Annotated in this window: 14 protein-coding genes, 1 pseudogene and 1 other annotated feature; of the genes and pseudogenes, 10 read left to right on the top strand and 5 right to left on the bottom strand. The window is 36.2% G+C overall.

Annotated features, from left to right (window positions below):
- Nucleotides 1-1,001 (top strand): annotated as a pseudogene (locus NH286_RS07670) (hypothetical protein); the annotation flags it as partial.
- 74 nt (nucleotides 1,002-1,075) lie between these two features.
- On the opposite strand, the gene NH286_RS07665 reads toward NH286_RS07670, so the two are convergent.
- The 4 genes from NH286_RS07665 to NH286_RS07650 all read right to left on the bottom strand — a co-directional run bounded on the left by NH286_RS07665 (nucleotide 1,076) and on the right by NH286_RS07650 (nucleotide 6,073).
- Nucleotides 1,076-2,227, bottom strand: coding sequence for a 5-methyltetrahydropteroyltriglutamate--homocysteine methyltransferase (locus tag NH286_RS07665; protein WP_265238016.1), 1,152 nt, complete (start codon nucleotides 2,225-2,227; stop codon nucleotides 1,076-1,078).
- 106 nt (nucleotides 2,228-2,333) lie between these two features.
- Nucleotides 2,334-2,569, bottom strand: a binding site (T-box leader).
- Nucleotides 2,570-2,669: 100 nt separating this feature from the next.
- Nucleotides 2,670-3,203 (bottom strand): 5-formyltetrahydrofolate cyclo-ligase, encoded by a 534-nt coding sequence (locus NH286_RS07660; RefSeq protein ID WP_265238014.1) that lies wholly within the window; start codon nucleotides 3,201-3,203, stop codon nucleotides 2,670-2,672.
- Nucleotides 3,193-4,170, bottom strand: a complete 978-nt coding sequence (locus tag NH286_RS07655; RefSeq protein WP_106460702.1) for a YihY/virulence factor BrkB family protein — start codon at nucleotides 4,168-4,170, stop codon at nucleotides 3,193-3,195. Before NH286_RS07655 ends, NH286_RS07660 begins: the two co-directional genes overlap by 11 nt.
- On the bottom strand, nucleotides 4,151-6,073 hold the full coding sequence (locus NH286_RS07650; RefSeq protein ID WP_265238011.1) for an alpha/beta hydrolase family protein: 1,923 nt from the start codon (nucleotides 6,071-6,073) through the stop codon (nucleotides 4,151-4,153). Before NH286_RS07650 ends, NH286_RS07655 begins: the two co-directional genes overlap by 20 nt.
- A gap of 104 nt (nucleotides 6,074-6,177) precedes the next feature.
- Here NH286_RS07650 and hpf point away from each other — a divergent pair, with 104 nt between their 5' ends.
- From hpf to NH286_RS07620, 6 genes are all read left to right on the top strand, one after another.
- The gene (gene hpf, locus NH286_RS07645; protein WP_106460700.1) at nucleotides 6,178-6,723 is read left to right on the top strand and encodes a ribosome hibernation-promoting factor, HPF/YfiA family; all 546 of its coding nucleotides are present in this window, start codon (nucleotides 6,178-6,180) and stop codon (nucleotides 6,721-6,723) included.
- Nucleotides 6,724-6,997: 274 nt separating this feature from the next.
- Entirely contained in the window at nucleotides 6,998-9,715 is a 2,718-nt protein-coding gene (gene secA, locus NH286_RS07640; RefSeq protein ID WP_265212874.1) for a preprotein translocase subunit SecA, read from the top strand.
- Between the two features lies 1 nt (nucleotide 9,716).
- A protein-coding gene (prfB, locus tag NH286_RS07635) for a peptide chain release factor 2 (protein WP_106460698.1) occupies nucleotides 9,717-10,827 on the top strand; the annotation gives its coding sequence in 2 pieces (ribosomal slippage) (nucleotides 9,717-9,791 and nucleotides 9,793-10,827; 1,110 coding nt in all).
- 179 nt (nucleotides 10,828-11,006) lie between these two features.
- On the top strand, nucleotides 11,007-12,092 hold the full coding sequence (gene trpS, locus NH286_RS07630) for a tryptophan--tRNA ligase (RefSeq protein WP_265238008.1): 1,086 nt from the start codon (nucleotides 11,007-11,009) through the stop codon (nucleotides 12,090-12,092).
- Between the two features lie 3 nt (nucleotides 12,093-12,095).
- Nucleotides 12,096-13,394 (top strand): sodium-dependent transporter, encoded by a 1,299-nt coding sequence (locus NH286_RS07625; protein WP_106460696.1) that lies wholly within the window; start codon nucleotides 12,096-12,098, stop codon nucleotides 13,392-13,394.
- Between the two features lie 155 nt (nucleotides 13,395-13,549).
- Nucleotides 13,550-14,854, top strand: a complete 1,305-nt coding sequence (locus NH286_RS07620; RefSeq protein WP_265238006.1) for a sodium-dependent transporter — start codon at nucleotides 13,550-13,552, stop codon at nucleotides 14,852-14,854.
- Between the two features lie 82 nt (nucleotides 14,855-14,936).
- On the opposite strand, the gene NH286_RS07615 is transcribed toward NH286_RS07620, so the two are convergent.
- The gene (locus NH286_RS07615) at nucleotides 14,937-15,617 is read right to left on the bottom strand and encodes a phosphoribosylaminoimidazolesuccinocarboxamide synthase (protein WP_265238004.1); all 681 of its coding nucleotides are present in this window, start codon (nucleotides 15,615-15,617) and stop codon (nucleotides 14,937-14,939) included.
- A gap of 182 nt (nucleotides 15,618-15,799) precedes the next feature.
- Between NH286_RS07615 and purE the strand changes: the two genes are divergently transcribed.
- From purE to NH286_RS07600, 3 genes are read left to right on the top strand one after another with little or no spacing between them, the layout of a single operon-like run.
- Entirely contained in the window at nucleotides 15,800-16,279 is a 480-nt protein-coding gene (gene purE / locus NH286_RS07610; RefSeq protein ID WP_265212867.1) for a 5-(carboxyamino)imidazole ribonucleotide mutase, read from the top strand.
- The gene (locus tag NH286_RS07605) at nucleotides 16,276-17,316 is read left to right on the top strand and encodes a 5-(carboxyamino)imidazole ribonucleotide synthase (protein ID WP_106460692.1); all 1,041 of its coding nucleotides are present in this window, start codon (nucleotides 16,276-16,278) and stop codon (nucleotides 17,314-17,316) included. Before purE ends, NH286_RS07605 begins: the two co-directional genes overlap by 4 nt.
- Nucleotides 17,303-20,971, top strand: a complete 3,669-nt coding sequence (locus tag NH286_RS07600) for a phosphoribosylformylglycinamidine synthase (protein ID WP_265238002.1) — start codon at nucleotides 17,303-17,305, stop codon at nucleotides 20,969-20,971. The genes NH286_RS07605 and NH286_RS07600 overlap by 14 nt, the downstream gene beginning before the upstream one ends.
- Nucleotides 20,972-20,976 lie beyond the last annotated feature (5 nt).

The raw sequence follows: 20,976 nt of genomic DNA, 5'->3' as shown, positions 1-20,976 counted from the left end.
TTGCAGGCTGGGAAGTAGATGGAGTAGCTAAAAAAGTTGGAGATAAGATTACAGTAAACGAAAATACAACAGTAACAGCAAAATATAAACCACTCATGGTAGATGTAAGCTTCGACAAAGGCGAAGGAAGCGGAAACAAAGATAAAGTATCCGTAGCCAAAGGCAGCGAATACACCTTACCAGATAGTGAAGGCTTTACTCCACCAGAAAACCAAGAATTTGCAGGCTGGGAAGTAGATGGAGTAGCTAAAAAAGTTGGAGATAAGATTACAGTAAACGAAAATACAACAGTAACAGCAAAATATAAACCAACAACTCCGGGAACCCCAGGCAAAGATCCAGATCCAGGTACAGGCACAGACCCAGGTACAAAACCAGGCACAGATCCAGGTACAAAGCCAGGCACAGACCCAGGTACAAAACCAGGTACAGATCCAGGCACAGATCCAGGTACAAAGCCAGGCACAGATCCAGGTACAAAACCAGGTACAAAACCAGGTACAGACCCAGGTACAAAGCCAGGCACAGATCCAGGTACAGACCCAGGTACAAAGCCAGGTACAGATCCAGGTACAAACCCAGGTACAAAGCCAGGCACAGATCCAGGCACAGATCCTGGCACACAGCCAGGTGGTACAACCCCAGGTACACCTGAGGATAAACCTAATACCCCTGAAAGTCCTGAAGAAACTAATCCAAAGACTCCATCTTCTGATGAATCTAAGCTTCCAGAGGAGAAAAATCCTGATAATCCAGGTACAAAAGATTCAGATAAGACCAAAGCAAATGATCCATCTGAGACTAAAGCAGAAGATCCTAAGCTTAAAGAGGAAAGCTCTAAGATAGATGGAAAGAAAAATAAGGCTAATAATTCTATAAAAATACCAAAAACTAACAGACCTAACGTCAAAACAGGTGTAGAATCAGTAGCTGGTATTGTATGTACTCTAGTAGGATCAACAGGTGCCTTATATATTAGTAGAAAAAAAGAAGAAAATTAGGTAAAGAAAAACTCGAGTTTTAGCTCGAGTTTTCTTTATATAACAAGGAGAGATTTAATAAGTAAGGAGTGATTTTATTTGCTCCAGAATTTTGCGGCGATTTCTTGGCCTTGGGCAATCTTGTCCCATTGTTCTTGTTCGCTTAGTTCGTTACCATTATCGCATGATGCAAAACCGCATTGGTGGGAGAGGTAGAGTCTGTCTTTGTCTATTATCTGGCTGGCTTCTTCTAGGAGTTTTAGACATCTTTCTTCATCATCTAGGGTGTTTGTCTTTGATGATAAGAAGCCTAGGACGATCTCGCAGTCCTTATCTTTTAGGGCATTGAGGCTTTCTAGGCTGCCTGCTCTTTCATCATCCCATTCTAGGTAGAACCTATCGTAGTTTTGTTTCTTTAAGAAGAGATTTGCTATTGAATCATAAGAACCATCTGTGAAGTGGCGAGATGCGTAGTTGCCTCTGCAGTTGTGGGTGTAGACCTTAAGTCCCAGCTTGTGACCATAGTCGATGACTTCGTTGTTTATGGCTATATACTTTTCTGCTAGGGCTAGGTTTTTCTCATTTCTTGCCTTGCCATCAAATTGAGCATTTTCAGCCTCATCTGCAAATTGTTCCCATAGGCAATCGTCAAATTGGACAATTTCACCACCTGCGGCTTTAAAATCATCCAAAAATTCTTTGTAGGATTGGATGAGGTCAGCTTCAAAGTCTGCTTCTGATTTATAATAAGAGTCTTCTAAAAATCCAAATCCAATAGCTTCACCAAAGATGTGAGATGGGGAAGGGATGCATTGTTTGATGGCTGCCCTGCCATTTACAATTTTCTTTAGTCTTTTGAAATGGTCTATGAATGGGTGGTTTTTGCCTGATAGTTTGCCTACAAATCTAAGGCCTATATCACGTCTGGTTTCAAATTTGCTGCAACAATCTTTTTCTTCAAAGAAATATCCGCTTTCTCTGATATATCTTTCTACGCCTTTAAGTCCCCAAACAAAGTCTAGATGCCATAGGGATTTAGAATATTCACCATCTGTTACTTCTGTAAGGCCTGCTGCGATTTGTTTTTCTACTACTTCTTCTACAGCCTTATCTTCACATTCCTTATATCCTTCAAAGTCATCGTAGAAAGGATATGATATATCATCTCTTTTTTCTATTTCTCTTTTATATTTTAGTAATTCTTCGTTTCTAAGTAATGATCCTACAATTAAAAATCTTTCTGACATTTTTTATACCTCTTTTAATAATTTTCTAATTTTTGTTACATTCTAACTTTAGGCGCCTTAGAAAATATTCCATGTAGGTAATGCGTAATAAAAAAAGCCCCGTCCTGTAAAGGACGAGGCTTTGCCACGTGTTACCACCTTAATTTCAAATTAATTTCACAATTAATAACTCATCGGGTACTAGCATACCCTATCGCTATAACGGGCGAATCCGTCTTATCTTAAATATCGGATAAGAAACTCAAAGGCCATTTTCAATCTAATCTTGCCAAACTACTTTCACCACACGTAGTCTCTCTAGGTGTGCTTGATTAAATCTACTTTTCTTCTCATAGTCTATTTTCTATGTTTCGATTATACATAGTTTTTTTTATTATGTCAAATATATTTTTAACAAAATCTTAGCAAGTATGAAATAAAGCTTGATAATTAGGGATTTGATCTAGTAAATTTTTTCTTCTGTGATTATAAAATCTACTTTGACATCAGTATTTTCTATCGGAAGCTTTATGGATAGAAAATCTGAAATCATAAGCCCTGCTTTTATTGTTTTATTTTTGGCGAAAAACTTGTCATAATATCCGCCACCATAGCCGAGCCTATTTTTTTCCTCATCAAAAGATAGGCCAGGGGTGATAGTTAGGTCTGGATTTTCTATAAAGTCATTATCTCTACTTGTAGGAATACCAAAAAGTCCAAGCTCAAGGTCATCTAGGTCATTTAACTTACAAGCCTTCATCTGTCTATCTATAATCTTTGGCACATAGATATCCTTGCCATCTGCTAGGGCTTTTTTTATTAGATTTCTTGTTTCCACTTCTTTTGCCATGGACACATAGACAAAGATTGTTTGGCTATCCTTATAAATTTCAGATTTAAGGAGATTTTCACAAATTTTATCTGACATATTTTTTATATATTTATCATCCATTTCTCGTCTGAGATTTAGGAAAAATCTCCTGAACTCACTTTTCATGTATTTTTTCCTTTATGGCTTCAAAGGCCTTGTCTATGACACTTTCCTTATCATCCTCTTCATTTAAATCTTTGGCAAAATATTCGTCTCTGTAGCCTTCCCTAAAGGCTGCTATGACTTCGGCTCCCACTATGAGCAGGGCTGATACGATTAGTAGCCAAATAAAGAGGGCTAGGATTCCAGAAAGGGCTCCATAGATTAGGGATTTATTTGAATAATTATTTGTAAAAAAAGCATAGGCAAAGCTAGTTACATAGACTGCTATGGTTGTAAAAGCACCACCTGCAAGGGCTTGCTTAAAGGGTATCCTATTTTCTGAATTTCCTGGGGCATACTTATAAAATATGCCAAGGGCTGCTGACATCAAAAATAATGGGACAGCTAGGGTTAGGATGGTAAAGATTGGCGATGATAGAAACTCAATGATTGCCTCCACATCACTGCCAAAGAAATTACTTATTGTACCAATTATTTTGTGGTCTAAAATATTTAAAATTTGCGGTCCATAAATTTGAAAGATTAAGAGAAACATTATAAATACAATAAATACTACTGTAAAGACAATACTCATTAGTCTTTGCTTGATGGCCTTTGACTGATGACTTAGGCCGTAAGCGTGGTTTATGGCCATGATTAGTTTATTTACCCCGCTTGTGGCTGACCATAGGGCGAAAATCACTGTTAGGGTTGTGACTGCTGCAGATTGGCTAGATTCAATTATTATATTTAGGGCTCTTAGGATTAAATCTGCACTTGTCTTTGGAAATAGGTCCAAAAATTGATAAATGACTGTCTCGTTGCCCTTTAGAAAGGTTGATATTGCCTGCACTACTACCATCATCAATGGGATGGAGGCTTGCAGGAAATAAAAGGAAAGGGCTGCCGAGTAGGTCATTATATCGTGTTCTTTGAGCCTATTTATTAGATTTTTTATAAAATCTTTACTTTTACTCTTTGATATCTTCATCTTTTAAATACCTATCGAACCAGTTTTTAATTTCTGTAAGCCTTTTAATCCTTGCCTTTGGCTTACCAGATCTGGATAGTTCGTGGTTTTCTCCATGGAATAGGAACATCTTTGTATCTACTCCATTTAGTTTAATCCTATTATACATCTGTAGGCCCTGCTCTAGTGGGCAGCGGTAGTCTTCGTCTGAATGGATAAAGAGGGTTGGGGTTTTTACCTTATCAGCGTATTTGATTGGGGATTGGTCCCATATTTTATCAAGGCTATCGTATGGGTTTGATGCAGTTTGGTCTGTTGCAAAATAATAGCCGATATCACTTACCCCATAAAAGCTAGTCCAGTTTGAAATTGACCTTTGGGCACAAGCTGCCTTAAACCTATCTGTGTGTCCTATTGCCCAGTTGGTCATAAAACCACCATAGGATCCGCCATAAATAGCCATTCTATCAGGATCGATTTGTGGATATTTTTCTATGGCAAGGTCTGTGAAATTCATAAGATCAGAAAAATCGATATCGCCATATTTACCTCTTATGTCTGAATATTTGACCCCATTTCCGCTTGAGCCGTGTGGGTTGGTATAGATTACTATATATCCATTTGACGCAAAGGTCTGGTGTTCGTGGTGGAAGATGTCAGAAAATTCTGTCTTTGGTCCGCCGTGAACAGAAAGTAGACATGGGTATTTTTTATTTTTATCAAAGTCTTTTGGCAAGAGGACATAGCCTTTTAGGGTGTCACCATTAGATTCAAAACTAAATTCTTCTATAGGGTAGACAGGGCTTTTGATTTTATTTTCAACCAAGCTTTTGCCAGTAGATTTTTCCTTAAGCTCAGCTAGGCTATCTTTTGCCATTTCTAGATAATATATATCATCATCTGTAACAGAGAAATCTTCTACACAACCATCAAGTTCTAAACGGAGGTCACCCTTTAAGTTTATTGAATAAAGCTTGGATTCTTCCTTTTCTGTTACTACAAAGTATAGCCTATTATTCTTGACTTGGAAGGTCTTAGCTGCCCCAAATCTAGCGTCAGTTCCTATAGAATTGCCAAAGGACTTGTCAAAATCATCGTCATTTATTTTTGAGATTTTTCCTTCACCATCTATTTTGTAAATGAAGCAGTCCTCATTTATTCCACCTGATTTTAAATCACTTCCTACAAAAACTATTTCATTTTCTAAAAATTTGATTGTATAAATTGAGTGAGATTTCTCGCTTAGAATTTTTTCCTCGCCGGTTTTTAAATCTTTTAGAATTATAGAATCAAGAAACTCCATGACCCTATTTGAATCTTCATGATTTCTTGTATAGACGATTTTTTCAATATTGTCATCTATATCAAGGATGCCTACGCTATTATCTTTATCAGATTTTAAAATTTCTGTAAGGGACTTATCAGAAAGCCTGTAAAGATAATAATAGGTGGTGGAATCTTTTAAGAAACCTACTCCATTAAACCAGAAGGGAAGGGTGGTTAGTTCTTTGAAGTATGAATTTTCCTTATCTGTCTCCTTTTCTTCTTTTGATTTTTTCTTGCTTGCAGAAATTAGGAAAATGTCATCTCTTAGCCATTTGATGGATTTGACATCAAGATCTAGTTTAAAGAGTTCTTCTCCAAGACCAGCCCCATCTGAGATGTAGAAGCTATCAGTTTTATCATCAGTATATCTTTTATAGATTAGATTATTTTCTTTGTCAAAGCTACAAATAGGATTGTCTCCAGAATCTGTTAGCCTGTATGATTTTTCTAATTTCTTATCATAGACGAAAAGATCTGTGTCGTATTTATTGTCTTTTTCATTTGCTTTAGTTTTTTTATAGGCGATTTTGTTGCCATCATTAGAAACTACTAATTCTGAAAGAAAGTCGTAGCTTAAAATATCTTTTATTTCAGTCATAAATTCTCCTTTGTAAATTATATTTATATTATACGATAAAATAAAAAAAAGATTAGAGGAAAAGGTTTGTGGGTATATAAATAAAAAGACAATAGGAGGTTATTATGAAACTAAATATCAAAGCTAAGAATTTTAATCTAACAGATGACATCACAAGAGAATCTGAGAAAAAATTTGATAGGTTAGATAAATACTTCCACGAAGAAGAAGAGCTTGATTTGAAATTTGCTAAGGAAGGTGTAGATTTTGAGGTGGAGGCTACTGTATTTTTAGACAATGGCACAATACTTCGTGCAGAAGCAGCGGATCAGTCTTACCAAAATGCTATCGATAGGGTTATAGATGCCTTAGTTAGACAAATCAGAAAGCATAAGACAAGACTACAAAGAGACAGGAAGACAGGAGAATCAATCAAATTTGAGGCATTAGATTTATATGAATCTGATGAAGAAAAGCAAGATGAAGAAGAAATCAAAATTGCTAGAGAAAAATCTATCCCTGTCAAACCAATGAGTGCTGAGGAAGCTATTCTTCAAATGGAACTATTGAATCATAATTTCTTTGTTTACCAAGATGCTAGTGATATGGAAATTAGAGTCGTCTACAAGAGAAGAAAGGGCGACTATGGTATGATAGTACCAACTAAATGATTTTTATAAATCTTTGAGATTTATTTATAACATATATAAAAAATAATTAGGACCTTCGGGTCCTTTTTATATTATTATAAACTCCTATTGAATAATGTAAATTAAGCCTATATAATAAATAGTGGACTATAATAATTATTATTTATTTTACGGAAAATTTACAAGGTATTTTCATCAAATAAAGATGGGATATATTTACAGACTTAAAGCTTAGCAATGATTGAAATTTTGTATAATAAGGGTAGGATAAGTAAAGAATTGGAAGGTGAAAAATTTGGCATTATTTAATTTATTTAAGTCATTTAGTCAAAAAGAAATCGAACAAAATAAAAAGATTGTCGATAAGATTCTAGCACTAGATGAAGATATGCAAAAGTTAACTGATGATCAGTTAAAACATAAAACAGTAGAATTTAAAGAAAGATTAAAAAACGGCGAAACATTAGATGATATTTTAGTAGAAGCATTTGCTGTTGTTAGAGAAGCAAGTGACAGGGTATTAGGTATGAAACATTATCCTGTACAGCTTTTAGGTGGTATTGTACTACATAATGGACAGATAGCAGAGATGAAAACAGGTGAAGGTAAGACTCTTGTAGCAACACTTCCATCTTATCTTAACGCTCTTTCAGGAAAGGGTGTCCACGTAGTAACAGTAAACGACTACCTAGCTAAGCGTGACCAAGAGTGGATGGGTAAAGTTCATACATGGCTTGGTCTAAGTGTTGGTTGTATTATTTACGGACTTACAAATAGCGAAAGAAAAGAAAACTACAACGCTGATATTACCTATGGTACAAACAACCAATTTGGTTTTGACTACCTAAGAGATAACATGGTTATCTACAAAGATGACATGGTACAACGTGGCTTAAACTACGCTATAGTCGATGAGGTTGACTCAATCCTTATAGATGAGGCTAGAACACCACTTATTATCTCAGGCCAAGGCGATGAATCAACAGATACCTATCAAAAGGCAAATGAATTTATTCAAACCCTTGAAGGTAGGATAATCGATCCTAATGAGGATGCTGATATAGACCCATTTGATAGGGAGTTTAAGGTAGAAGATGTAGACTTCTTAGTAGATGAGAAGAGAAAAACTTCAAACCTTACAGAAAAAGGTACAAAGAAGGCTGAACAATTCTTTGGTATCGAAAACTTATCAGACTCTGAAAACCTAGAGCTATCTCACTATATCAACAACGCCCTTAAGGCAAATACAACAATGACAAGGGATATTGACTATGTTGTAAACCATGGCGAAGTAGAAATCGTAGATGAATTTACAGGACGTATCATGCAAGGTAGAAGATTCTCAGATGGTCTTCACCAAGCTATAGAAGCAAAAGAAGGTGTAGAAGTTAAGGCAGAAAGCAAGACTCTAGCTACAATTACCTTCCAAAACTACTTTAGAATGTATGATAAACTTTCAGGTATGACAGGTACTGCAAAGACAGAAGAAGACGAGTTTGATGAAATTTACAAACTTGACGTAGTAGAAATTCCTACAAATAGACCAGTACAAAGGGTCGATGATGTAGACTATGTTTATATAAATGAACGTGGTAAATTCAATGCTATCATCAACGAAATAAACAAGGTTCACGCAACAGGTCAACCAATTCTTGTAGGTACTATCTCAATTGAAGCAAGTGAGAGATTATCAGATGCCCTAAAGAAAGCTGGCATCAAACACACAGTATTAAACGCTAAAAACCACGAAAGAGAAGCAGAAATTGTTGCTCAAGCAGGTCGTCTAGGTGCAGTTACAATTGCAACCAACATGGCTGGTCGTGGTACAGATATAACCCTTGGTGGTAACGTAGACTTCATGGCCAAACAAAGGCTAAGAAGAGAGGGAACTTCTGAAGAATTATTAGAAGAAGTTGATTCTTTCTCAGCTACAGATGACCAAGAAATTCTTGATATCAGAAAGAAATATAGACACTACAAAGATATCTTTAGACCTGAAATAAAGGCTGAGGAAAAAGAAGTAATAGATGTTGGTGGCCTATATATAATTGGTTCAGAAAGGCATGAATCAAGACGTATAGATAACCAGTTAAGAGGACGTTCAGGTAGACAAGGTGACCCTGGTAAGTCAAGATTCTTCATATCACTAGAAGATGACCTAATCAGACTAAATGGTGGTGAAGCAGTAGCTAAATTTGTTGATTCATACAACTTTGATGAAAATGAACCAATAGTTTCAAAATTAGTTTCTAGATCAATCGAAAAGGCTCAAACAAGAGTAGAAGCAAACAACTTCGCAACAAGAAAGAGAGTCTTACAATACGATGATGTCATGAACAAACAAAGAACTATAATCTACAACGAAAGACGTGAAGTTCTTATGGGCGAAGACATGAAAGAAACTATAATTGATATGATCAAAAATATCATAAGAGAAGCGGTATTTAGCTTTACCAACCCACAAGTAAAACCAGAAAATTGGGAAATGACTGCCCTTCTAAACTACCTAAACGGACTAGGAGTACCAGTAACCCAACTACACTTTGAAAATATTAATTCATATACTCAAGAAAACTTGATTGAATATATAACCCAAGCAACTCTTGCAAAATATGCTGACAAAGAGGCAACATTTGGCCCTGAAGCTATGAGAGAAGTAGAAAGAGTAATCCTTCTAAGGGTAATAGATCAAAAATGGATGGATCACATAGATGCTATGGATCAAATGAGAAAAGAAATCGGTGTAAGGGCAATGGGTCAAGAAGATCCAGTAAGAGCCTACACAAACGAAGGTTTCGACATGTATGAAGAGATGACTAGATCTATCCAAGAAGACACAGTTAAGTTTATGATGAATGTTGAAATGAGACAAAACATCCAAAGAAAACAAGTCCTAGTTCCAGAAGATGAAAGTCTAGAAGAATTAGATAATTCAGATGATGAGGCAAATCTTAACAGGGCAGAACGTCGTAGATTAGAACGTGAAGCTTCAAAATCAAATGTAAAGAGATAAGATGAGAGAAATATTTGAACTAAAAGAAGAAATCAAAAACTTAAGCGAAATCTTAAACTTAATCGGAGATAGTCTTTGACCCAGCTGGTCTTAAAAAAGAAATCGCAGACCTAGAAAAAGAATCAATCAAAGAAGATTTTTGGAATGATTCAGATAGGGCATCAAAGATAATGGCAGACTTATCTGATAAGAAAAGCGACCTAGAAGATTATGAAAAGCTAGAAGCAAGCCTAAGAGATAATGAAGATTTGATTGGCCTAGTTGAATTAAGCGATGAAGATGAGATTCAAACTTTAGAAGAAGTAGACAATAACCTCAAAAAGCTTGAAAAAGATATCAAATCGATGAAGCTAAAGACCCAACTAGATGGTGAGTATGATAAAAACTCCTGCTACCTATCAATAAATGCTGGTGCAGGAGGTCTTGAAGCAACAGATTGGGCAGACATGCTTTATAGGATGTATACCAGATATGCCGAAAAAAGAGGATACAAGGTAGAAGTCCAGGATATAAACAATGAGGAAGCAGGCGGAATCAAGTCTGCGACCCTCTATATCCAAGGCCCTTACGCCTATGGCTATCTTAAGGCAGAAAAAGGCGTTCACAGGCTAGTAAGGATATCACCATTTGATAGCCAGTCAAGACGTCACACATCCTTCTCATCAGTGGATGTCTTTCCAGAGCTTGATGATGATAATGAAATAGAAATCGATCCATCAGACCTAAGAATTGACACCTATAGGGCAAGTGGGGCAGGCGGCCAGCACGTCAATAAGACTGACTCAGCCGTAAGGATAACCCACATTCCAACAGGAGTAGTCGCATCAAGTCAGGCTGAAAGAAGCCAAATGCAAAATAAAGAAACTGCAATGAAGCTTCTTCTATCAAAACTTATCCAGATTAAGGAAGAAGAAAAAAGAGAAAAAATAGAAGATATCCAAGGCAAATATTCACAAATTGCCTGGGGTAGCCAGATAAGATCATATGTTTTCCAACCCTACACCATGGTCAAAGACCACAGGACAAATTATGAGATGGGAAATGTAGAAGCTGTAATGGATGGCGATATCCAGGGCTTTATAGATGCTTATCTAGCAAAAAATGAAAATTAATAGGGGCTGTTGCAAAACTATGAATAACTATCGTCCCATCATTAGAGGGTTCTCATAGAAAATTTTTGGCCTAGCCTGCCGGCTCGTTGAGGCAAAATTTTAGTGGAGGTTCCTCTAATGATTTGGGACGATTTATTCATTCTGCGACGGTCCCTCTTTTTTACATGAAGGGAGAAGAAATGGGAGATATAATTTTAACAGGCGATAGGCCAACAGGTAGACTCCACCTAGGCCATTATGTAGGTAGTCTTAAAAACAGGGTGAAAATGCAAAATGAAGGAAACTTTGACAAGATGTATGTCATGATTGCAGATAGCCAGGCCCTAACAGATAATTTTGACAATCCAGCAAAGATTCGTGAAAACCTTATCGAGGTTGCCCTTGATTACTTAAGTGTTGGTCTTGACCCAGAAAAGGTGACGATTTTTGTCCAGTCACAGATAGAACAACTAACAGAACTTACTTTTTACTACCTAAACCTTGTAACCCTATCAAGGCTTGAAAGAAATCCAACTGTAAAAAGTGAGATAAAGCTAAGAAATTTTGAAACCAGCCTTCCAGCAGGATTTTTAATCTATCCAGTAAGCCAGGCAGCAGACATTCTATTATTTGATGCCAATATAGTGCCTGTTGGTGAGGACCAAGAGCCAATGCTAGAGCAGGCAAGAGAGATAGCAAGAAGCTTTAATAATATCTATGGCCAGGTCTTTATAGAACCAAAGGCAGTCCTCCCTGATCAAAAAATCGCCCGCCGCATGCCAGGCATAGATGGGGCAGCTAAAATGAGCAAGTCCTTAGGCAATGCCATCTACCTAGCAGACACTAAGGCAGATGTAAAGAAAAAGGTCATGAGTATGTATACAGATCCAGATCATATAAATATAGATGACCCAGGTAAGGTTGAGGGAAATATTGTCTTTACCTACCTAGATGTTTTTTCAAATGATAGTCATTTTGAAAAATATTTGCCAGAATACAAAAATCTTGACGAGCTAAAGGACCACTACCAAAGGGGAGGCCTAGGTGATGTTAAGTGCAAGAAATTTTTAATCAAGGTCCTTGAAGAAGAACTTGCCCCAATTAGGGAAAAAAGAGCCTACTATGAACAACACATAGGAGAGGTCTTTGACATACTTAAGAAGGGTAGTGAGGAAGCTAGAAGCAAGGGAAGCGAGAAGCTTAACCAAGTTAAGGCTGCGATGGGAATTGATTATTTCAATGATAGAAAGCTTATAGCAGAAATAGAGAAAAAATACCAAGGATAAGTTATGAAGCTTCCAAAAACTAAATCCAAGACCATATTCGTCTTATCGGCTGCAGGTTCTGCAGTCGGTATGGCCAATGTTTGGGGCTTTCCTTATAAATTCCATAAGGGCGGACTCTTCTTTTTGATATTTTATTTGTTTTTTATAAGTCTTTTCGCCTATGTAGGCCTATCTAGTGAATTTGCCATAGGCAGAATGGGCAAGGGATCAGTTGTAGGTTCTTATGAAAAAGCTATAAAGACCAATTATAAAAGCTCAAAAATAGCAAGTTTTTATGGTTACATACCTATGGTCATTTCTCTTATCATAGCCATTGGTTATACTATTATAGTTTCCTATGTGGCAAAGGCTTTCATAGATACCTTAAATGGAACACTTGCCACAACAAGCTCAAGCATCTGGTTTGAAAATTTCTCATCCAGGTCTTTCGCAGTAATAGAAACCCACCTAGTAATAGTAATTGTAGCGATAGTAATGAGTCTTGGTGGCTTTAAATCAATGCAAAGAATAAACTCCATTCTCATGCCTACTATGATAGTCATATATATTATAGTGATGATAAGGATGAGTGGGCTTGAAAGAATTGAAGAAGGTTATAGCTTGCTATTTAGGATTGACCTTGAAAACCTTTCTATAGGTACGGCGATTTCTGCCATGGGGGATGCGCTTTTTGCCCTTTCTATAACTGGTTTTGGTATGATCTTTATGGGAAGGATGCTAGCTGATAATCAAGATGTAATAGTAGATTCAAAGCTTACAGCTATATTTGATACATTAGTAGCTTTACTTTCAGCCTTTATAATTGTTCCAGCCATAGTTGTTTTTGAAATGGGCCATGCCAAGGGTCCTGAACTAATTTTTCATATCCTACCGACTATATTTGCAAATATTCCAATAGGTAGGGGCTTTGCTTGTTTGTTTTATCTAGCCATAATTATGGCAGGACTTACATCTTTACAAAATATCTTTGAATCTGTCGGAGATACTTTGGTTAAGAAATTGAAAATATCAGATAAGTTTGCCCTAGGCCTTGTGGGTAGCTTTGTATTTATGCTAGGAGTATTTCTCCACCCAATCGGAGTATGGGAGCCTTTTATGGATATCACTCTCTACTATATAATCCCACTAGGAGCAGTATCTGGTTCTATAATTTGGTTTTATGTTATGGATAAGAATGTTCTTTTAAATGAAATAAATAAGGGAGCAAAGAAAAAACAAAGTGAAAAATTTATTAAGATTGGCAGGTACATTTATACACCTCTTGTAATTATAATTTGTATCTTGTCAATAATAAGTCATTAAAGCTAGCTTGCCTAGCTTTTTTTATATAAAAAATTTTATTTGAATTTTGTTTTTTAAGCTATATAATACATAATATACTTTATCCCTGCAAAGGGGTATACATACAAAGTTTGTATAAATAAAGTTAAATTAATAATTTTATATAAGGAGCTATTATGAACAAATTTTCATCGAAATTAGGTTTTATCCTAACGGCGGTTGGTTCTGCCGTGGGAATGGCAAATGTGTGGGGCTTTCCATACAAGTTTCAAAAGGGAGGAATAGTTTTTTTAATTGCCTACATATTTTTTATAAGTATTTTTGCTTACTGTGGCCTTGCAAGTGAGTTTGCAGTAGGTAGGTATGCTCACACAGGTACTCTTGGTGCCTACCAAAAGGCATTTAAAAGTCGCAAGGAAGATACAATCATAGGCAAATTCATAGGTTACATTCCACTTATTGGATCTCTAATGATTGCTATTGGTTATGCAGTAATTGTTGCCTACGTTTTAAAAGCCTTGGTAGATTCCCTAACCGGTTCACTTTTAACTGTAGATACAACAAGCTACTTTGATAGTTTTTCTATGAAGCCTTTCTCAGTGGTTCCTTACCACTTTTTTATCATAGCTATTACCTTACTTTCTTGTATTGGTGGTGCATCTACTATTGAAAAATCTAATAAAATCATGATGCCGGCCTTCTTTGTGCTTTTTGTAATCCTTGCTATTAGGATCCTAACTCTTCCTAATGCCTTTGAGGGATACAAGTACATGTTTAGATTTGATAAAGACATGCTAAATTGGGGAACAATTCTTATGGCCATGGGCCAAGCCTTTTTCTCCCTATCAGTAACTGGATCTGGTATGCTAGTTGTAGGTGCTTATCTATCTGATGATGAAGACATAATTTCATCTTCAAAAATGACAGGATTTCTAGATACTGTAGCAGCCATGCTTGCTTCTTTTGTAATGATTCCAGCAATAATTGTCTACAACATGGACCAGGCAGGTGGACCAGGGCTCTTATTCCAAGTCCTACCTACAATCTTACAAGATATGGGCTTTGGTAGAGTATTTGCTATTATCTTATATGTTGCAGTTGTCTTTGGTGGTATATCATCCCTTCAAAATATGTTTGAGGTAGTAGCAGAATCTCTCATGCAAAGGCATCCAAAATTAAAACGTAATCTAGTTTTATTTTTGATAGGACTTGTCGTTTTTGCTATAGGTGTAAATATGGAAATGATTAGCAGCTGGGGACCATTTATGGACTTTATCTCAATATACGTTATACCAATAGGGGCAATGATTGGTGCTATAACTTGGTTCTGGATCTTGAAAAAAGATCAGCTTATTGGAGCGATTAACCTAGGCGCTAAAAAACAATACGGAAATACTTGGTACAATATAGGTAAATTCCTATATGTTCCATTAGCAGTTATCTTATGTTTGATAGCAGTTATTTTTAGAATATCATTTTAAAAAAAGAGCAGGCTTTTGCCTGCTTTTTGTCTTAGTAAATTATAAAAAATCCCTCTTGGCAAAGTGCCAGAGGGATAAAGTTTTATTTAAGGACCAATTCTGAAAGTTTAAGGGGTTCGATGTATTCTTCGCCCTTATAAACTCTCATGTTTCCGCCTGAGATTTCATCTATCAACAAGATATTATTATTTTCGTCAAGACCAAATTCTAATTTTATATCGTATAGATCAAGGCCTTTTTCTTTTAGAATATCACGGATTAGACCACAAATTTCTTTTGTAAGTCTTTTTAGTTCTTCGTATTGATCGGCTGTCGCAATATTTAGGGCTTCTAGGCAGTCTTTAGAAATTGTAGGATCACCTGCAGCATCATCTTTGATTGTTATTTCAAAAAAAGCATCTAGTGGTGCACCTTCTTCTATGTATTTGCCATATCTTTTGTAAAAAGATCCTACTGACCTGTACCTACAGATAAATTCAAGACCCTTACCGAAAACCTTAGCTTTTTTAACTTCCATAGTATTTTCATCAATATTTGCAGCAACATAATGGGTTGGGATATTTTTTTCATTTAGTTTGTTAAAGAAAAATTCTGTCATCCTTAGTCCAGCCTTGCCAGCACCATCAATTGAAAGACCAACTTGGTTTTCGCCTGGATCAAAAACTCCGTCCTTGCCTGTTACATCATCCTTAAATTTCATCAAGATATTGCCATTTTCAAGGCTATAAATATCCTTTGTTTTGCCCTTGTAAATTAAATCCATCATAGTCTCCTTTAGAATTTTTACAATTACGATATAATATTTAGAACTTTCTTACAAGTAAATTTTATTTATTAAGAATAATTTGTCAAGTTTGTGATTAAAAATTTATTTTTGCTTTAGCTATTGAAAAAAAAAATAAAATAGATATACTAATTTTGTAGAAGAAAAGTTAAGGAGTTAAAATGTCAAAAGTAGCTGTTATTATGGGTTCAAAATCTGACTATAAGACTATGAAAGAGTGTTGTGCTGTGCTTGATAAGTTCGGCATTGATTACGACAAGAGGGTTGTTAGCGCGCATAGGACGCCAGAGTTGATGGTTGACTTTGCTAAAAATGCTAGAAAAAATGGATACAGCCTAATAATTGCTGCAGCTGGTGGTGCTGCACATTTACCAGGTATGGTTGCTGCGTCAACTACTCTACCTGTGATTGGTGTCCCAATAAAATCATCTACCCTAAACGGCGTTGACTCGCTTCTTTCTATTGTACAAATGCCATATGGTGTGCCAGTTGCAACCATGGCTATAGGAGAGGCAGGTGCAAAAAACGCTGCTATTACAGCCCTTGCAATTCTGGCTATAAATGATGAAAAATTAGCTGAAAAATACAGGGATTTTAAAATTGAATTAGAAAATATAGTAAAGGAAGATATGAAATTATGATTCAGACTATATTACCAAAAAGCACTATCGGTATAATCGGTGGCGGCCAACTTGGAAGAATGCTAGCTATGAGCGCAAAAGAAATGGGCTACAAGGTTGCAATTCTAGATCCAGGTGAAGACGCCTGCGCAAGAAAATTTGCAGATTATTTTATCCATAGTGCTTTTAATGTATACGAAAATATTGAAAAACTATGCCAGATGAGCGATGTTGTGACTTTTGAGTTTGAAAATATCGACATAGCTTCTTATAAGAAGCTTGAAAATAAATATAATTTCGTCCAATCATCAAGACTCTTAGAAATAAGCCAGCATAGGCTTACAGAAAAGGAATATGCCAAGTCCTTGGGAATTCCTACTGTAAAATATTTTGATGCCAATAAGGATGATTACAATATTGATGGCAAATATGTGATGAAAACCACTAGGTTTGGCTATGATGGCAAGGGACAAAAAATTATTTCTTCAAATGAAGAAGTAGAAAAAGATACTATCCTTGAAGAGCTAATTGACCTTGATAAGGAAATTTCTGTAGTGGCTGTCAAAGATATCGAAGGAATTCAGATTGTAGCTGTGGTCGAAAATGAACATAGAAACAATATCCTCTATAGGTCAAATATTCCTGCAAGGATTAGCAAAGACCAAGAGGCTAAGGCAATTGACTATACAAAAAGAATCCTAGAGGACAATGACTATTATGGAGTCCTTACTGTGGAGTATTTTATTTCAAATGGGGAAGTAATTTTTAATGAAATAGCCCCTAGGGTCCATAATTCAGGTCACATTACCCAGGAATCTGCTACAAAATCCCAGTTTAGGGCCCATATCGAAGGTATTTGCGGCCTAAAAGTGGGAAAAATCGAAAATAGAGAGGCGACTCTTTATAACATCTTAGGCCAAAATGAAGAATATTTTATAAATTTAATCACAAAAAAACAAGGCTATCTTCACTTATACGAAAAGGAAGCTCGCCACAATAGGAAAATCGGTCACATGAACTTTTTAGGAAATGTATATTTGGAGGATGACTTTGAATAAGAGAATATTTGTACAAAAAAAACCAGCCTATGACAGGGAAAGTGAAGATCTTAAAAATCTTTTGAATAGAGATTTTAAACTTGCTATAAAAAATCTTAAAACTTACGTAATCTATGACCTTTACAATATAACAGAAGACTTGTATGAAAAGGCAAAGGAAAGAGTGTTTTCAGAAGTAATGATAGATCAGGTTTTTGAAGACATTAACCTTAATGGCAAAACTTACATAGCCTACGAAACTCTCCCAGCCCAATACGACCAAAGATCAGACTCTGCTATGCAGGCTTTAAAATTAATTGATGATAAGGCAGATGTCTTAGTTAGGGCAGGCAAGCTTGTCGTAATAGATGGGGAAGTTTCTGAGGAAAAATTAGGAGAAATAAAAAAATATCTAATAAATCCAATCGAGTCTTCTGAAAAAGACCTTTCTAAGATGGATTTTTCAATAGATTCACAAATGAAGCCATTAAGAGATTTGACTGGTTTTAGGGACTATGGCAAGAATGAACTAGAAGGACTTATCAAAGACCTATCCCTTGCCCTTGATCTAGAAGATTTAGAATTCATTCAAGACCATTACAAAAAAGAAGGCAGGGACCCAAGTGAAACTGAAATCTATGTCCTAGACGTATTTTGGTCAGATCACTGCAGGCACACAACCTTTGAGACAAGTCTTGATGAAGTTAAAATTAATTCAAAACTATTTCAAGATGAAATGCAAGCAGCCTTTGATTATTACTTATCCTTAAGAGAGGAACTTGGAATTACAAAGCCTGTTAGACTTATGGATATGGCATCAATTATTGGCAAATATCATACAAAGGTCCTTGGTGATAAAAATATAGAAGTGAGTGAGGAAATTAACGCTTGTTCCTTCTTTACAGATATTGAAAATAAGGGCAAGAAAGAAAAATGGCTCATCCAATTTAAAAATGAAACCCACAACCACCCATCAGAAATCGAGCCATTTGGTGGGGCATCTACCTGTATAGGTGGGGCTATAAGAGATCCGCTTTCCGGTAGGTCCTATGTTTACCAGGCTATGAAAGTGTCAGGTGCGGGAAATATCCTAGAAAAAAGAGAAGATACCCTTGCAAATAAGCTTGCTCAAGTAGAAATTTCTAAGGGTAAGGCCCTAGGAAATTCCTCTTACGGCAACCAAATAGGTCTTGCAACAACCTTTGTAAGAGAAATCTACGACCCATCCTATGTAGCTAAAACCATGGAAGTAGGAGCTGTTGTAGGAGCTGTAAAAGATGGGGACTACAAGAGGGAAGAATTAGTTCCTGGTGATATTGTCGTAATGATTGGCGGAAGAACTGGTCGTGATGGTATCCAAGGAGCATCAGGCTCATCTGTAATCCACGATGATTCATCTTTAACAACTGCTTCTAGCCAAGTTCAAAAGGGCAATCCAGTAGAAGAACGCAAGATTCAAAGACTCTTTAGAAAGCCAGAAGTCACAAGATTAATCAAAAAATCAAACGACTTTGGTGCAGGTGGTGTATCTGTAGCCATAGGCGAGCTTTCAGAAGGTATAGAAATCTTCCTTGATAGGGTCAAAACCAAATACCAGGGCCTAAATCCAACAGAAATTGCCATATCCGAATCTCAAGAGAGAATGGCAGTGGGTCTTGATAAAAAAGACTATGAAGCCTTTATAAAAGAATGTCAAAAAGAAAACATTGAATACGTTCATGTGGCAAATATAACTGACAAAAACCGCCTAGAAATGTATTACGGAGACGCAAAAATTGTAGATTTTAGCGCAGAATTTTTGGCAACAGCAGGAGTCAGAAAACATGCCAAGGCAGAACTGGTTGACAATGTAAGGGAAAATCCTTTTGTTAAAAGAGAAGTGACTAAAGAAGCAATCCTTGATGAGCTAAAAGATTTAAATGTCACCAACCAAAAAGGCATGGCTTCTATGTTTGATGCTTCTGTTGGTGCTCAATCTGTAATGATGCCATTTGCTGGCAAGGAAAGGATAACACCTGTCCAAGCTTCAGTTGCAGCTATTCCTACCCTTTATTCAACACCAGATACAGCAACTATCCTGGCCTACGGCTTTATACCAAAGATATCAAAATATTCACCATTCTTATCAAGTATATATGCTGTTTTAGAATCTGTAGCAAAAGTCTATGCAGTTGGTGGAAATAGGGAATCTCTTTATTTCTCCTTCCAAGAATATTTTGAAAAGCTCCTAGATGACCCTAAAAAATGGGGAAAGGTAAGCCAGGCCATGCTCGGATCAATCATTGCCCAAAAAGAAATTGGAAGACCTTCTATAGGCGGCAAGGACTCCATGTCAGGATCCTTTAATGATATAAATGTAGTTGAAACATTAATATCCTTTGCTTGTACACCGATTAAAATTTCTGATGTAATTACTCCTGACCTTAAAAAAATTGGCAATAAACTATACATCATAGAAATAGAAAAAGATGCCAAGGCTTATCCAAATCTAGAAAAAGTCATGGTAGATTTTGAAAAATTAAATGCTTATATCAAGGATAAAAAAGTAGTATCAGCCTATGTCCAAGATTTTGGTTCTGTTTCTTCATCTTTAATTAAGATGGGTCTTGGAAATAAATTAGGCTTTACAATAGACTATGATGCAGCTCTTGACTTTAATCCATGTTCAATAGTTGTCGAAGCAAATTCAGATCTTGATTTTAAAGAAATAGGAGTGGTAAGCGAAGAAATTTCTATAAATGGCATTGAAATAGGATTTGATGAAGCAGAAAAAGCCTATATGTCAACTCTTGAAGAGATTTATCCAACCTATTACAATAAGGATGGCGAAAAGACAGAAAATATTTCGACACAGGGAAGTGAGAAGAGATACTACAAGGAAAAGATCGATGATGTTAGGGTAGTAATTCCTGTATTTCCAGGTACAAACTCAGAATATGATACCCAAAAGGCCTTCGAAGAAGCTGGTGCAAGAGTAAAACAAGTTGTTTTTAGAAATACAAGGGAAAATGATATAAATGATTCTATAGATGAATTTGTAAAAGAAATTGAAAAATCCCATATTATAGCCTTCCCTGGTGGATTTTCAGCAGGAGATGAGCCAGATGGTTCAGCCAAATTTATAGTAAATATCCTTAAAAATGATAAGGTAAAAAAGGCAATTCATGACCACTTGGCTGATAAGAGGCTAATACTTGGTATATGCAATGGCTTCCAAGCCCTTATAAAATCAGGACTTATACCTTATGGAGAAATTAGAGACCTAGATTCAAAAGATTTAAGTTTATTTAGAAATACAGGCTTTAGGCACATATCAGATACAGCTATAACAAGGTGCGCCAATACAAATTCACCTTGGACCCAAGATTTTAATTTAGATGACCTACACGAACTTGTCCTAAGCCATGGCGAAGGAAGATTAGTAGGCGACAGGATAGAAGAATTTAAGGACCTTGCAGCCTTCCAATACGTAGACCCTGATGGAGATGCTAGCATGAATGGCAAGTACAATCCAAACGGATCAGCCTACGCTATAGAGGGGATGGTCAGCAAGGATGGCTTGATTTTAGGAAAGATGGGCCATTCTGAAAGATCATACAAGACTCTTTACAAGACCCAAACTATAAGAGAAAGACAAGATATATTTAAAAACGGTGTAAAATATTTCACCAGATAAAATTT

The sequence above is a fragment of the Anaerococcus sp. NML200574 genome (assembly GCF_026131665.1).
Classification (GTDB): domain Bacteria; phylum Bacillota; class Clostridia; order Tissierellales; family Peptoniphilaceae; genus Anaerococcus; species Anaerococcus kampingae.
The sequence above is the reverse complement of the archived record's forward strand: the minus strand, read 5'-3'. Positions and strand labels throughout refer to the sequence as shown.

Bases quoted from the DNA above. Each gene is read 5' to 3' on its own strand.
- purE (WP_265212867.1), top strand. From the start codon at position 15,800: ATGTCAAAAGTAGCTGTTATTATGGGTTCAAAATCTGACTATAAGACT.
- NH286_RS07665 (WP_265238016.1), bottom strand. From the start codon at position 2,227: ATGTCAGAAAGATTTTTAATTGTAGGATCATTACTTAGAAACGAAGAA.
- NH286_RS07615 (WP_265238004.1), bottom strand. From the start codon at position 15,617: ATGGATTTAATTTACAAGGGCAAAACAAAGGATATTTATAGCCTTGAA.
- trpS (WP_265238008.1), top strand. From the start codon at position 11,007: ATGGGAGATATAATTTTAACAGGCGATAGGCCAACAGGTAGACTCCAC.
- NH286_RS07620 (WP_265238006.1), top strand. From the start codon at position 13,550: ATGAACAAATTTTCATCGAAATTAGGTTTTATCCTAACGGCGGTTGGT.
- NH286_RS07600 (WP_265238002.1), top strand. From the start codon at position 17,303: ATGACTTTGAATAAGAGAATATTTGTACAAAAAAAACCAGCCTATGAC.
- NH286_RS07660 (WP_265238014.1), bottom strand. From the start codon at position 3,203: ATGAAAAGTGAGTTCAGGAGATTTTTCCTAAATCTCAGACGAGAAATG.
- NH286_RS07625 (WP_106460696.1), top strand. From the start codon at position 12,096: ATGAAGCTTCCAAAAACTAAATCCAAGACCATATTCGTCTTATCGGCT.
- hpf (WP_106460700.1), top strand. From the start codon at position 6,178: ATGAAACTAAATATCAAAGCTAAGAATTTTAATCTAACAGATGACATC.
- NH286_RS07605 (WP_106460692.1), top strand. From the start codon at position 16,276: ATGATTCAGACTATATTACCAAAAAGCACTATCGGTATAATCGGTGGC.
- NH286_RS07655 (WP_106460702.1), bottom strand. From the start codon at position 4,170: ATGAAGATATCAAAGAGTAAAAGTAAAGATTTTATAAAAAATCTAATA.
- NH286_RS07650 (WP_265238011.1), bottom strand. From the start codon at position 6,073: ATGACTGAAATAAAAGATATTTTAAGCTACGACTTTCTTTCAGAATTA.